General features: G+C 69.1%; 12 protein-coding genes and 2 pseudogenes. 6 read left to right on the plus strand and 8 right to left on the minus strand.

Annotated features, from left to right (window positions below; translation table 11 throughout):
- Nucleotides 1-429: 429 nt before the first annotated feature.
- The 3 genes from ACFZA0_RS18245 to ACFZA0_RS18255 all read right to left on the minus strand — a co-directional run bounded on the left by ACFZA0_RS18245 (nt 430) and on the right by ACFZA0_RS18255 (nt 2,056).
- The gene (locus ACFZA0_RS18245) at nt 430-1,368 is read right to left on the minus strand and encodes an alpha/beta hydrolase family protein (RefSeq protein WP_391017472.1); all 939 of its coding nucleotides are present in this window, start codon (nt 1,366-1,368) and stop codon (nt 430-432) included.
- A 65-nt stretch (nt 1,369-1,433) separates the two neighbouring features.
- Nucleotides 1,434-1,682, minus strand: coding sequence for a hypothetical protein (locus ACFZA0_RS18250; RefSeq protein ID WP_391017474.1), 249 nt, complete (start codon nt 1,680-1,682; stop codon nt 1,434-1,436).
- A complete protein-coding gene (locus tag ACFZA0_RS18255) occupies nt 1,676-2,056 on the minus strand; it encodes a hypothetical protein (protein ID WP_391017476.1) in 381 nt (126 codons plus the stop codon). Before ACFZA0_RS18255 ends, ACFZA0_RS18250 begins: the two co-directional genes overlap by 7 nt.
- A 147-nt stretch (nt 2,057-2,203) precedes the next feature.
- On the opposite strand from ACFZA0_RS18255, the gene ACFZA0_RS18260 reads away from it, so the two are divergent.
- Together ACFZA0_RS18260 and ACFZA0_RS18265 are read left to right on the plus strand one after the other, a co-directional pair.
- Complete coding sequence (locus ACFZA0_RS18260) at nt 2,204-2,611, plus strand: MerR family transcriptional regulator (RefSeq protein WP_391017479.1); 408 nt, start codon at nt 2,204-2,206, stop codon at nt 2,609-2,611.
- Nucleotides 2,612-2,881: 270 nt separating this feature from the next.
- Nucleotides 2,882-3,214: a hypothetical protein gene (locus ACFZA0_RS18265; RefSeq protein ID WP_391017622.1), complete on the plus strand. Its 333-nt coding sequence runs from the start codon at nt 2,882-2,884 to the stop codon at nt 3,212-3,214.
- Between the two features lie 1,056 nt (nt 3,215-4,270).
- Here the strand turns inward: ACFZA0_RS18265 and ACFZA0_RS18270 are convergent.
- Entirely contained in the window at nt 4,271-4,486 is a 216-nt protein-coding gene (locus ACFZA0_RS18270) for a hypothetical protein (RefSeq protein ID WP_391017481.1), read from the minus strand.
- Between the two features lie 655 nt (nt 4,487-5,141).
- Here ACFZA0_RS18270 and ACFZA0_RS18275 point away from each other — a divergent pair.
- Entirely contained in the window at nt 5,142-5,489 is a 348-nt protein-coding gene (locus ACFZA0_RS18275) for a hypothetical protein (RefSeq protein WP_391017483.1), read from the plus strand.
- Between the two features lie 442 nt (nt 5,490-5,931).
- Here ACFZA0_RS18275 and ACFZA0_RS18280 read toward each other — a convergent pair whose 3' ends face one another.
- The 3 genes and pseudogenes from ACFZA0_RS18280 to ACFZA0_RS18290 form a co-directional block, all read right to left on the minus strand.
- On the minus strand, nt 5,932-6,495 hold the full coding sequence (locus tag ACFZA0_RS18280; RefSeq protein ID WP_391017624.1) for a GNAT family N-acetyltransferase: 564 nt from the start codon (nt 6,493-6,495) through the stop codon (nt 5,932-5,934).
- 22 nt (nt 6,496-6,517) lie between these two features.
- Nucleotides 6,518-7,018 (minus strand): annotated as a pseudogene (locus ACFZA0_RS18285) (IS5 family transposase); the annotation flags it as partial.
- Nucleotides 7,019-7,112: 94 nt separating this feature from the next.
- The gene (locus ACFZA0_RS18290) at nt 7,113-7,973 is read right to left on the minus strand and encodes an NAD(P)H-binding protein (RefSeq protein ID WP_391017486.1); all 861 of its coding nucleotides are present in this window, start codon (nt 7,971-7,973) and stop codon (nt 7,113-7,115) included.
- A gap of 202 nt (nt 7,974-8,175) precedes the next feature.
- Between ACFZA0_RS18290 and ACFZA0_RS18295 the strand changes: the two genes are divergently transcribed.
- Nucleotides 8,176-9,027, plus strand: coding sequence for a helix-turn-helix domain-containing protein (locus tag ACFZA0_RS18295; protein WP_391017489.1), 852 nt, complete (start codon nt 8,176-8,178; stop codon nt 9,025-9,027).
- A gap of 156 nt (nt 9,028-9,183) precedes the next feature.
- On the opposite strand, the pseudogene ACFZA0_RS18300 reads toward ACFZA0_RS18295, so the two are convergent.
- Nucleotides 9,184-9,366, minus strand: a pseudogene (locus ACFZA0_RS18300) (IS5/IS1182 family transposase); the annotation flags it as partial.
- A 42-nt stretch (nt 9,367-9,408) separates the two neighbouring features.
- Here ACFZA0_RS18300 and ACFZA0_RS18305 point away from each other — a divergent pair.
- A complete protein-coding gene (locus tag ACFZA0_RS18305) occupies nt 9,409-9,885 on the plus strand; it encodes a hypothetical protein (protein ID WP_391017491.1) in 477 nt (158 codons plus the stop codon).
- Nucleotides 9,886-10,362: 477 nt separating this feature from the next.
- Complete coding sequence (locus tag ACFZA0_RS18310; protein WP_391017494.1) at nt 10,363-11,565, plus strand: helix-turn-helix domain-containing protein; 1,203 nt, start codon at nt 10,363-10,365, stop codon at nt 11,563-11,565.

An 11,565-nucleotide genomic window follows, 5' to 3' on the forward strand; every position in this document is an offset into this window, starting at 1 on the left:
CCGCGTCATCTCCCCCACCCACGGTCGACCACGGTCCCGATGATCCGTTACCTGCGCGCTGCGGGCCCAGCGTCGCGTGCCATGCGCGTGGTGGTGCCCTGTTTCGAGGGCGGGCGAGCAGCTCCGGCCCATGGCGGGCACCGCCCGGTGCCTGTGGATCGTCTCCGAGGAGGTGACCGGCTTTACCTGGCCCGGATCGGTTGCGAACCGAACCCGACAACGACTCTGGCACCGCCCCGGCCGATGTCGCCCACCGCGGACCCGCAAGACCGGAAGCCTCCCCGCCTCAGCGGGCCCGGAGCGCTCTCACGCTACCGATCGTCCGTCGGCAGCCTCGCCTGGTCCTCGAAGGAGGCAGCTGCTGCGACGCCGGGCCCGGACCGGCGTCGCGAGACCGGTCCGTGCGGAAGAGTGCCCGAGAGCCGACGGTCACTTGGATTCCAGTCGCCCCAAGGGGTGGTCATCCGCGAGGACGGATCGGGCCTTCTCCCAGTCGGTCTCGTCGATGCCGGTGACGTACCTCAGATAGGCGAGAGTCACCTGCTGGACGAGAGCGACGCGGCGGGGATCCTCGTCGGTCGTCTCCGCCACTCGATAGCCGGAGATGCCGCCGAGGAGGTGCTCGCCGCCGAAGACGGTGAGCAGGCTCTTGCTGGCGCGGCTGAGGGTGTAGGGGTCGCTGGTCCAGGCCGGGCCTCGAGTAGAGAGCGGGAGGTCGTCCTTGTCCCCGGCGACTACCAGCCCGGGTGCGGTGATGTAGGAGAAGTCCTGGTCCCGCAGCCACGGGAGGTTCTCGTGGGCGAAGGGGGTCAGTTCGTCGCCGCCATTGCCCGCAGTCGCCAACTGGATGCTGGCCATGACCCGGGAGTCGGACAGGTCCTCGGCGATGCCGGTCTGTGGGTCCGTGACCCGCAGACTCACCAGGATGCCCGCGGTCTGCCCGCCGAAGGAGTGCCCAGCAGCGACGATCCGACCGTGGTCGACCCGGCCGGCCAGGCCAGGCACGGACGCCTCCAAAAACATGAGCTCGTCCAGGATGCGCCGCATGTCCTGCACGCGGTAACGCCACATCTGGGGGCGGCGGGGATCGTCCGCAGGCAGGGCCAGCCGCTTGGAGTCGAGGTGGGTGGCCTGCACGACGACGAAGCCGTGGGAGGCCCAGTGGTCGACCAGGGGTGCGTAGCCGTCGAGATCAGAGCCGAATCCGTGCGCGAACAGCACGATCGGCAGGTCGCTGCCGGTGACCGGGGCGGATACACGTACGTGCAGGTCCTCGCCGCGCTCCGGCGCGGCCAGCACGAGCGGCTTGACCGCTACGGTCGGGGTGGAGGCGGGGCCGGTGAGACCGGTCGTCTGGTACGTGGTCATGGGCGTGCTTCTTCCAGGTGTGGGGTGGTGCGTGCGGGTGGGTGGGTGGTGGTGCGTGCGGTGTATCAGGCGGTCCTGAGGCTGAGGATGCGTTCGGCATTGAGGTGACCGAGCTTCGCCCCGCCCTGCTCGTCCGGCGGAGCGCTGTCGGCGAAGGCGCGGGCGCCGCCGACGTCGGCGAAGGAACCGCGGGAGTCGACCCCACTGAGCCCAGGACTCTTTGTGTCGTCAGCGGCGGTGGGGGCGCGGTAGGGGGAGTGGGCGCCGAACATGACCCGGTCGGGCCCCAGCACGTCCACCGCCGCGGTCAGCATGCGGTGGCTGCCTCCGGATCGGGCGTGGGCAGCGTGGCGAAGGCCGCGAAACGGTTGGGGTGACGGCGCACAGCATCCGCGAGCACGTCGTTGGCCTCCCTGGCGAGCGGGACTGCCACCTCCGTGGGCAGGGGCTGCGTACCGGGGGTGGTGATGGAGAGGACCTCCATATCCACACCGCTGGCCCTCATCCGTGCCGGACGCTCCTCGCCGACGTCGAGCAGACGGAGGTTCAGCTCCACCTGGCTGCTCATCCTGTTGACGGTCTCGTCGCCGCCCCACTTGAGCAGGGTTTCGCGGAGTCCGGGGGGGGGGGGCGAAGCGTGCTCTTCGACGCCGATGACGCGCCGGATCGGGGTGATGTCCTCACACATGGGGTGCTCCATTTCGTTCGAGCCGTGACCTGTCGGTACGCACCGGCGGGAAATCCCCGGGGAAGCTGATGTCGGCTACGCTAAAACTTGACGTTGACGTCAAAGGCAAGCGGCAGTGACGCACGACACATGTGTGGGGAGACGGCGGTGCGTATCGGAGAACTCGCCAGGCGGACCGGAGTCAGCACTCGGGCTCTGCGGTACTACGAAGAGCAGAACCTTCTCGTCTCCGAGCGCAGCGACAGCGGCCAGCGGCACTACTCGGAAGCCGCGGTCGATCGAATCCGCGTGATCCTGGAGCTGTATGCCGCAGGTCTGTCCAGCAAGACCATCGCCGAGCTGACGCCCTGCGTCATCGACGGCAAGGCCACACCGGAGCTTCTCGACCGTCTGGCTGTGGAGCGCGATCGCCTGTACCAGCACATCGCCGACCTCGCTCGAACCGGGGAGCGGCTTGACTCGGTCATCGCTGGCGCCTCCGCGAACATGCACACCGGTGCTCTGTGCCGTCAGGGCGCAGACGCCGCGCCAACGCTCAGGACCGAGACGGCCTGACCCCGGCACGGAGGAGATCGGTGAGCAGGCAATCCTGCTGAGGAGAAGTGAGGATGGCCGACCCCGGTCGGTAGACGCGACGAGGCGGTTGTCATCGGTGATCCCCTCAAGCTGATGCGGCTTCTCGGGATCACCGCGCAGACCGCCATGGCGGTACCGCGTGCCCGGAGCGCACCGTGAGACTGACCATGCGGTGGGGCCAGCTCCCAGTCCAACTCCATTTGAAAGCCTGTGGCGGTGTAGCGGTGGGTCCGGCATCATCCCCGTGTGATGGTGATGCAACCCGTTCTGGAGATCTCTGCTGTCGACGACTTCGCGCTCTGGCCGGTGGGACGGCACGAGCCGTATGGCTACCTCGCGGTGAACGGGGATCTGACTCGGGCGGAGGTCGGCACCGCGGTCATGCAGATCGCCGACTGCAACGGCTTCGGGCCGATCGAGCTGTCAGTGGAGCAGGTGCGGACGCTCGTCGCAGGCGCCCAGCAGGATGTGCGGGACTTCCTCGGCCTTGCCGAAATCTGGGCTGAACAGCACCTGCCGGCCCAGGCTGCGGGCGTCGCTGCCACCCTGGCACGGGCGCTGGACCTGGCGCCTGCGTCATGAGCAGCTTCCTGACCCACCGAGCGCGGGTGCACGACGCCCGGCTTCCCCTCCATCGGCGGCACAGCGCGTTGCGCACCTGCCTCACTGTTTTTGCTCCTTACGGCTTGCGGGCCACATACCACCACCTCACGCTCAGCGCCGCGATCCCACGTCGGTTGGAGGCGGACCCGGACGCGCTGGCGAGGGCGGTGGAGGAACTGCACGAGGCCCGGGTGCTGTGGCTCGAGCGGGCCGACGAGTACGCGGCGCAGCGCCGGGCGGAGAAGCAGGCTGGGCGGCGGGCTGTACCGAACCCTCGACCGTGGTGGCTGTGGAACTGGTGGGAAAACCCTGACCGTGCCTGGTTCGAAGACCCGGTTCGCCACCCCTCGCTTCGACTGTCCGAGTACGTACGGCGGCAGAACGCGATTTTGGATGGTGCCGAGCTGCCCGGCTGCCCGGCTTGCGGGGATGAGGGACCACGAGAGCTGAGCTCGACCGGGCATGGTTGGGTCGAGCTGTGTCGTGGGTGTGCGCGGGTGCTTGCGCCATGTCCGTGCGGGCAGCGGCACCGGTTCGTACCGGAGACCCCGATCCGCTGGGTAGGAATCTGGCAACGGGCGCACATGAGCGATGACGGCACGCCGAACCCACATTGGCCTGCCGGTCACTGAGATTGACTCGGAGTGTCCCAAGGGCTGCCGAGGCGCGGTTGGTGCGGTACGGCCGTTGTGCGCGCTACCAAAGGGTGGTGGGCTGACTGCCGAACGGCAGTCGTTGCGTGGGGAGTACCCGGCGCCGGTGGCCCGGCCTCTGCTCGCCGCACCAGCACCCGTGACCAGCAACTCCGTTTCGTCAGGCTGCTTTTGTCGACGTTCCTCCGCGCGGGTCGGCGAGCTGCGCGACACGTCAGCCGCCTGCACTTCGAAGAGCGATGCGAACATGTTCAGGAGGCACTCGTTGGTCCCTCAACGGTTCGCATCTTTGGTCGGAACGATGTCCTGCCGGGTTGCTCATCTACGCGCTGACCTGTGCGGATGAGGATTTCCGGCACGCGCAGCGTCGGCATGCACGGCATCACATCCGGTCAATGAGTCCCTCAAGGTCCCGCTCGCCTTCGCGGGTCTGAACTCCTGCGGCGAGCTGCTTGTGGGCGAGTTCGACGAGATCTTCGCTGAACAGGGAGTAGAGCGAGGCGTTCTCGACGGCATACGCCTCCTGCGGGATGCCTGGTGACACGGTGTTGACCGTGGCCTTGATCGCCACGATGACCTCCGGCCGAACCCTGGCCATCCGTCGCGCATGGGAGTCGACGAAGGTGTCGAGCTCGTCGGCGGACAGCGCCCGGTTCACCAGGCCTTAGCGCTCAGCCAGTTCGGCCCCCACGAGTTGGCCGCCTATGAGCAACTCCAGCGCACGGGGCCGGCCCAGGAGGCGGGTCATGTTCGGGGTCTCGCCGGGCCCAGGGCCGCTTCGCGCAGTCACGCCCGTTCGGCCGTGGCGATCCCCATCGGCTCGCCACGATCCGTGCCAACTGCTGGCCGAGCAACTCGGCCTGCTCAGCCGGCGCCGCCCGATGGGCGGCGACCGCTCAAGTATTGGATCCACCCAACTCCCTCCCACCTGTGTGCACTTACCGCGCAGTGATCGGGTGGGGCCGGCCACCATTCGGGCCCCTCGGCACCCCGGCTGAGAACCGATGCAAACCAGCCCGGTGCCCGGCGATGCCGCGCCGCGCACATCGCCCTGACAGGGTTCGACAAGATCGCAGCCGCGGTCACCGGTGACTTCGGTCTTGCCAACCGTGCCGCCGGGAGGTGTGACGCCCCCGGGCGGGTGAGAGGGAATCGATTCTGTGGGCATTGCCGCGTTGCTTTGCGTCGCCCCGGCGGTCGGCGGGGGCAGCGTGATGCCGTCCCCGTACCCGTCCTTTGGAGGACCCGTACCTATGCGTATTCGTCACAGTGTCGCCGCCGCCCTGGGCGCGCTCGTCCTCGTCGTCACGCTGCCCGCATCGGCGCAGGCCGCCACCGGCCAGTTCCGCTACACCTACACCACCACCGAGGGCTACGAGGCCACAGGTTTCCTCAACGACCCGCCCAGTGGGCAGTGCATCAACCTGTACGGCGTCGGTTCCGAGGACCTGGCCCCCGCCCACTCGCCGAAGAACCGGACGGACGCCACCGCGACCGTCTTCCTCCACGCCGACTGCCAGGGCGAGAGCTACTTCACCCTGCGTCCCCACACCGGCGCAGGGTCCGAACGCCTGCACGTGCGCTCGGTCGTCTTCAGCTGACCCGCCCGCCACGGAATCCGTACCGGGCCGGCCCGACCCCGCGCCGCGCCCGGTGCGCCGCATGCGCCCACCGCCGGGCGGTGGGCGGTGGGCGGCCTGTTGAAGGGCATTCTGCTGCGGACATCCTCCCTTGCGGAGCAGTCGGCATGCAGGGTTACCGGCACGGTCGTCAGCATCCCGAGAAGCACGCTGCCGATCCGATCCGATCCGGTCCTGTCCTGTCCGGCCGTGTCGGGGTCTGGCCGGTCTGCTGGGCTCCGGAGGAGGAGTTGGCGGCCGTTTGGCAGGTCATGATCTGCGCCGCCGGGCGGTTCCCGGACCGCTTCGTCCCGACCGGTTCGACCTCGAACAGTCCATCCTCACCAAGCACATCGTGAGCATCTCGCACGAACGACTGCGAAGCGTCGGCGGGGCGCCATCGGGCCCTCGTGCGCGGCAGTGGTCAGCTTTGCTGACGGAAGTCCAGCATGCAGAAGACCTTGTCGTAGCGGTGTTCGCCGACGGCGACGAAGTCGGGCAGACGGCCGTATTCGGTGAAGCCCAGGGACCGATAGAGATGCAGGGCGTTGGTGTTGTCGCCACGGGCGTCCAGGGTGAGGACCTCGATACCCGCCTCCCGGGCGTCAGCGATCAAGGCAGCGGTCAGCGCCCGACCGACGCCACGGCCATGGGCAGCTCCAGCCACCGCGATCTTCTCCAGATCGGCGTGTGGCCGATGGGTCGGCCGGACGTAGCGGAGCCAGTACCCCAACCCGACGAGCCGACGGTCGAGGTAAGCGGTCCGCAGAGCCGCATCCCCGGCCTGCACGGCAGAGACGACGTGGTCGAGAAGTTCCGCCACCTCGTCCTGCGAGGGTGGTTCGACCCAGCCCAGCGCGGCACCTCCACTGACCAGCTCCGCCAGGATCTGGTGGGCCGACTCCGCAAACCGGCCCCCCAGCTCCGGATCGGCAGCCAGCTCCACGGCGTCGAGGATGGCGGGCTCAGGGGTCACACCGCTGGTCATGGCCGCGTTCATGACCCGCAGCCTAGACCAGCCCAGGACCCAACCGGAGGTGGTGTTTGGAGCCGGACGGGCTCGGTCGATGGGCTAGGTCGTTCCTTTCGGATCGCCTCGCCGACCAGATGAAGATTGCGGCGAGGTGGAGTCCGGCGAGGTAGATGGTGGCGGTCTTGTCGTAGCGGGTGGCCAGGCCGCGCCACTGTTTGAGCTTGTTGATGCAGCGTTCGACGGTGTTCCGCTGTTTGTAGGCCGTGCGGTCGAAGGCCGGCGGACGGCCGCCGAACCGGCCGAGCCGCGTGCGGTGGGCGGCCTGGTCGGCGGGCTGCGGGATCACCGCCCGGATCCCGCGCCGTCGCAGATGACGACTGATCGCCCGGGACGAATACGCCTTGTCGGCCAGGAGCATCTCCGGCGTGCCCCTGGGACGGCCGACCGGCCGAGGCACTCGTAACCGGGCCATGACCTGTTCCAACGCGGGTGCGTCACCGGCCTGGTCCCGCGTGAGCACGAAGGCCAGCGGTCGGCAGAGCCATCAGCCACCCGGAAGCAGCGGTCCCGCGCCGAGCGGCAACGGTTGAGGAGGACGGCCCGGGGCGGGTGCGGCCCGCATCCTCTGGTGGTCAGGTGCGCAGGGTCTGGGCGACGGTGACGGACAGCGGTGTGGCGGGTCGGCCCAAAAGGTTGCTCAGGTCGCTGGTCACGTGGGCCAGGGCGCCCTGGGAGATCTGTACGTCCGCGTCCACGATCAGGTCGACGGCGGCTTCGGGCAGGCCGGCCTGGTTCAGGATCTGCCTGTAGCGCTCTGCGGGGAGATCGGTGTAGCCGAGAGGCGTGCCGGATTGTGCCGCGGCCTCGGCTGCGAGCTCGGACAGCGTCCAGGCGGTGTCGCCGGTGAAGTCGTAGGTCTTCCCGGCCTGCTCGTCAAGGGTGAGGACGGCGGCTGCGGCTTCGGCGAGGTCGGCTCGGCTTGCGGAGGCGATCCGGCCGTCGCCGGCGCTGCCGGTGAGGGTGCCGCGCGCAATGGCAAGAGGAAGGGCGGCCGTGTGGTTCTCGGTGTACCAGCCGTTTCGCAGCACGACGGCGGGCAGGCCGGCGTCGGTGACGGCGCGCTCGGTGGCACGGTGTACTCGTGCCAGACCCATCGGGTTGGTGGGGGCCTGGGTGACCGAGGTGTAGGCGAAAAGGCTCACGCCGTGCTTGGACACAGCGTCGATCACCGCGCGGTGCTGGGCGACACGCGCAGCGTCCGGACCGGTGGAGGAGACCAGCAGGACCTTGTCGGCCCCCGCGAAAGCCGCGGGCAAGGTCTCGGGGTGGTCGTAGTCCGCAGTGCGGACTACGACGCCCAGGTCGGCGACAGCAGCCGCCTTGGCCGGGGTGCGAACGGCTGCGACGACCTGGCCGGCCGGCACACCGCGCAGGAGCAGGTGCTCGATGACCTGGCGGCCGAACTGGCCGGTGGCCCCGGTGACGACGATCATGAACGGGTTTCCTTCTTGCAGGAGCGGTTGAGGCGGATGCGACCACCAGGAACTGGAACTGCCGGCGTCGAACATGTGCCGACGCCCAGTGCGATGGTCGTGGTCGTCAGCCTGCCGCGCGCTGCCGGCCCCGGCCAGAGACCTTTCTTCCTGGTAACCGGAGTACCAGGCTGTTCCCGGCGTGTGCTGCGACCATGTATCCATGAGCGACTCCGGTGAGCTGGCCGCGGTCCTGCGGGTGTGGCGCGAGCGGCTGACCCCGCATCTGGCGGGCCTGCCGACGAACACGACCCGGCGCACCAAAGGGCTGCGACGCGAGGAGCTGGCCGTGCTGGCGGGTGTCTCCGTCGACTACATCGTGCGCCTGGAGCAGGGGCGGGCCTCGGCGCCCTCGGCACAGGTGTGCGCCGCGCTCGCCCGAGTGCTCCAGCTCAACGACACCGAACAGGAGCACCTGTTCCGTCTCGCCGGGCACGCCACCGGCAGCGGGCATGTCAGCCAGCTGGTGCCCGCGAGCATCCGCCGCCTGGTGGAACGCACCGGCGAACGGCCCGTGGCCGTCTTCGACGCGATGTGGAACCTCTTGCTGTGGAACCCTTTGTGGGCGGCGCTGGCGGGCGACCCCCTTCAGCTGAGGGAAGCCGACCGCAATCTGGTGTGGCTGCACTTCACCAGTACCTCGGACTGCCATATGTACGGCCCCGGCAGCACCGAGGCTCTCGACGCGTCGCTGGTCGCCGACTTGCGGCGCACCACGGGCCGCTACCCCGCGGACCCCCAGCCCCGGCAGCTCGCCGCGCGGCTGAACGAGACGAGCCCGCAGTTCAGGGAACTCTGGCAGCGCCACGAGATCGCCGAACACGGCCCGACCATCAAGAGGGTCGTCCACAGCGATGTCGGGATCCTCGAACTGGACTGTGACATCCTCACCACCCAGCGCCACGACCTGCGCATCGTGCTGTACACGGCCGAACCCGGCAGCGAATCAGACAGTCGACTCGCCCTGCTCGCCACCATCGGCGCTCAATACGTCAGGGACGCCACCAGGTCGTAACCGCAACGCCGGGAGACAGTCGAACGAGCGGCTCCGTCTCGTGCGCGGTGGTTACCGAGCGTGCTGCCTGTGGAGAAGGATGCGGTGCCGGAGGAGCGTGCAGTCCGCCCTGCGCTGCTTCCATCGCGGACGCCTTGGTCTGGCGCATGGTCGGGTGGTGCGCCGGCGCGCGGCGACCAGCAGGGGCCGCTTCTCCGACGGCAGGCCCCACGGCGGTCCCTTGCGGACCGCGTCCGCACCCGCCCCCGCGCGTCGCGGGAAGTGTCACCGGCTCTCCGAACTGCCGCGGGCGCAGCCCGGTGAACGGGGCGAGCAGGACGGCTCGGACGCCGTGATCACCTGTCACGGTGGGGTCGTTGCGAAAATCGACGGCATGGCACCATGACCGGCATGTCGGGTCAGGTCTGGGTGTCACTCATATCGTTGGGCGGCGTTGTCCTCGGCGGGTCGCTGTCCTACCTCGTCCAGCACAGAACGCAGCTCTCGGCGGAACGCGCTGAACAGCAACGACAGCAGCTCGCCCTGTCGGAGGCGCGGCGCGGGGAGCGGCTGGCGCTGCTGGAGCGGTTCGTCGAGGTGGGGGCCGAGGCAGAACGTTCCGCCTTGAGTCGGCCTTCCGAATGGGAGGACACGGACGCCTGGTTCCTCACGACCCGGGACGTCATGAACAGGCTGTGGGTCGCGGAGCGGCTCATCCGCATCCAGTTCCCTCTGCCGGTGCACGACGCGGCCCGCGCGTACTTCCTCGACCTCAACCGGACGGTGTGGGAAGGCTTGTCCGACGGTGAAAGCGTGCGGGACTACCTGGAGGACAACCGGCTGGCGTTCCTGGACGCGGCTCGCGCGGTCATGGGGTAGCGCACCGCCGCCCCCGTTGTCTTCTTCGCGGTCCTGCAAGGGGGCCGTCGGCCTTCCGGCCCGGCATGGCCTGGGGGTGGTGTCACCGGGGCCGGGGATGTTCGTCGGAGATGCTGATCAGAGGTCCGGCCACCGCATGGTGCGGCGCAATGCCGGACGGTCCGCGGGCGGCAGGCTGCCTGACGTGGATGCGCGAGCGCGGCACCCGAGCCGAGGCAGGCACCGCCAATGCCCGTGAAAGGGCGCGATGTTCGGGATCGAGGACGTGGGCGTGTTCCTCGGCCTCGACGTCGGCAACTCCGTCCATCGGCGCCCCCCGGTGACCGTGGCCCGGGACGCTGTTTGGAGTGGGGGACAAGAGGGTGCGGTAGGCGCGACCCGGTGCGTCTCTTCCGTGAAGGAAGCTTCACGCGCGTCGAGTTGGCGCATGCCTCAAGCTTTGTTCCCCGGGACAACCCCGGTGTATAGGCTGCCGCCATGGAGACCGAGATACCCACGGCCTGGCCGGTGCTTCGGCGGATGCCGGACCTCGCGGCACTCGACGGTCCGACCCGTGCCGCGGTTGTCGCGGCCGTCGACCGGCTGCGTGAGTCGCGTGATGTCTTCACCGACCGGTACCTGGCACTCGTACGTCTTCACGTGCCGAGCTACGCGGGGCTCTCGGACGGTGAACTCCGGTCCTCCGCGCGACGGTTCATGGACGTCATGCTGTCGGAACTCTCGTCGTTGCGCGTTCCGGACGCGGCGCTGCGGGAGATGCTCCGGGAGTACGCGCGCGAGAGGGCCGCGAGGGGGATCCCGCTCGACGATCTCGCACTCGGCTACAAACTCGGGTCCCGGGCCATGCTCTCGCTTCTGGACGAGGTGGCCGTCGACGTGGCGTTGCCTTCGGACTTCTTGCTCGCTGTACACGACAGCACCTGGGAGTTCGCGAACGAGGCGGCTGCCATTTTCGCCGGGGTCCAGCACGAACTGGCCCTGGAACGAGTGCACTTCGACGCGGAGCGCCGTTCGGCATTCGCCGCCGGCGTGCTCAGCGGGATCATTCCGGCGGAACGGATCAACCATGACGCCCAGGTCTTCGGGCTCACGCCCCAGTCGCACTACGTGGCACTGGCGGCACGGTTCGCGTCCGCCGACGAGGGCGACACGGTCCGCCGTGCGGTCGCCTCGGCGGTCGGTGTCCCGGCGGACCGGCTTCTGATCACCCGGGTCGGCGCGGTGATCGGTTTCATCGTGTCGAGAGTGCCCGAGTCCGTCGGCGACCACTTGGTGGCGGTCGGGCCGCCGCTTCCGCTCGATCAACTTGCCCACGGATTCGAGGAGGCGTTGCTGACGCTGGAGACCGCACGGCGTTTCGCCATGTCCGGCGTGGTCCGCCTCGTCGACCTGGGGCCCCGCCCGCTCGTGCTCTCCCAGACCCGTACGGCCGAGGGCCTGACCGCTCGCCACCTGGCGGCGCTCAAGACCGCCGGGCGTTCGAGCACGGAGATCGAGGGGACCACCCGGCTGTATCTCGAATGCGATCAGGACGTGGGCGAGGTCGCCCGGCGTCTGGCGGTGCACCCGAACACCGTCCGGTACCGGGTCAACCGTTTCCAGCAGCTCACCGCGTTGGACCTGCGCCGCACGGAGGACCTGGTGATCTCCTGGTGGCTGCTGAACCGGCGGCGTGAGTGA

Source organism: Streptomyces sp. NPDC008150 (genome assembly GCF_042956945.1).
GTDB lineage: Bacteria > Actinomycetota > Actinomycetes > Streptomycetales > Streptomycetaceae > Streptomyces.

Bases quoted from the DNA above. Each gene is read 5' to 3' on its own strand.
- ACFZA0_RS18245 (WP_391017472.1), bottom strand. From the start codon at position 1,368: ATGACCACGTACCAGACGACCGGTCTCACCGGCCCCGCCTCCACCCCG.
- ACFZA0_RS18250 (WP_391017474.1), bottom strand. From the start codon at position 1,682: ATGCTGACCGCGGCGGTGGACGTGCTGGGGCCCGACCGGGTCATGTTC.
- ACFZA0_RS18255 (WP_391017476.1), bottom strand. From the start codon at position 2,056: ATGTGTGAGGACATCACCCCGATCCGGCGCGTCATCGGCGTCGAAGAG.
- ACFZA0_RS18265 (WP_391017622.1), top strand. From the start codon at position 2,882: ATGGTGATGCAACCCGTTCTGGAGATCTCTGCTGTCGACGACTTCGCG.
- ACFZA0_RS18270 (WP_391017481.1), bottom strand. From the start codon at position 4,486: ATGGCCAGGGTTCGGCCGGAGGTCATCGTGGCGATCAAGGCCACGGTC.
- ACFZA0_RS18275 (WP_391017483.1), top strand. From the start codon at position 5,142: ATGCGTATTCGTCACAGTGTCGCCGCCGCCCTGGGCGCGCTCGTCCTC.
- ACFZA0_RS18280 (WP_391017624.1), bottom strand. From the start codon at position 6,495: ATGACCAGCGGTGTGACCCCTGAGCCCGCCATCCTCGACGCCGTGGAG.
- ACFZA0_RS18290 (WP_391017486.1), bottom strand. From the start codon at position 7,973: ATGATCGTCGTCACCGGGGCCACCGGCCAGTTCGGCCGCCAGGTCATC.
- ACFZA0_RS18295 (WP_391017489.1), top strand. From the start codon at position 8,176: ATGAGCGACTCCGGTGAGCTGGCCGCGGTCCTGCGGGTGTGGCGCGAG.
- ACFZA0_RS18305 (WP_391017491.1), top strand. From the start codon at position 9,409: ATGACCGGCATGTCGGGTCAGGTCTGGGTGTCACTCATATCGTTGGGC.
- ACFZA0_RS18310 (WP_391017494.1), top strand. From the start codon at position 10,363: ATGGAGACCGAGATACCCACGGCCTGGCCGGTGCTTCGGCGGATGCCG.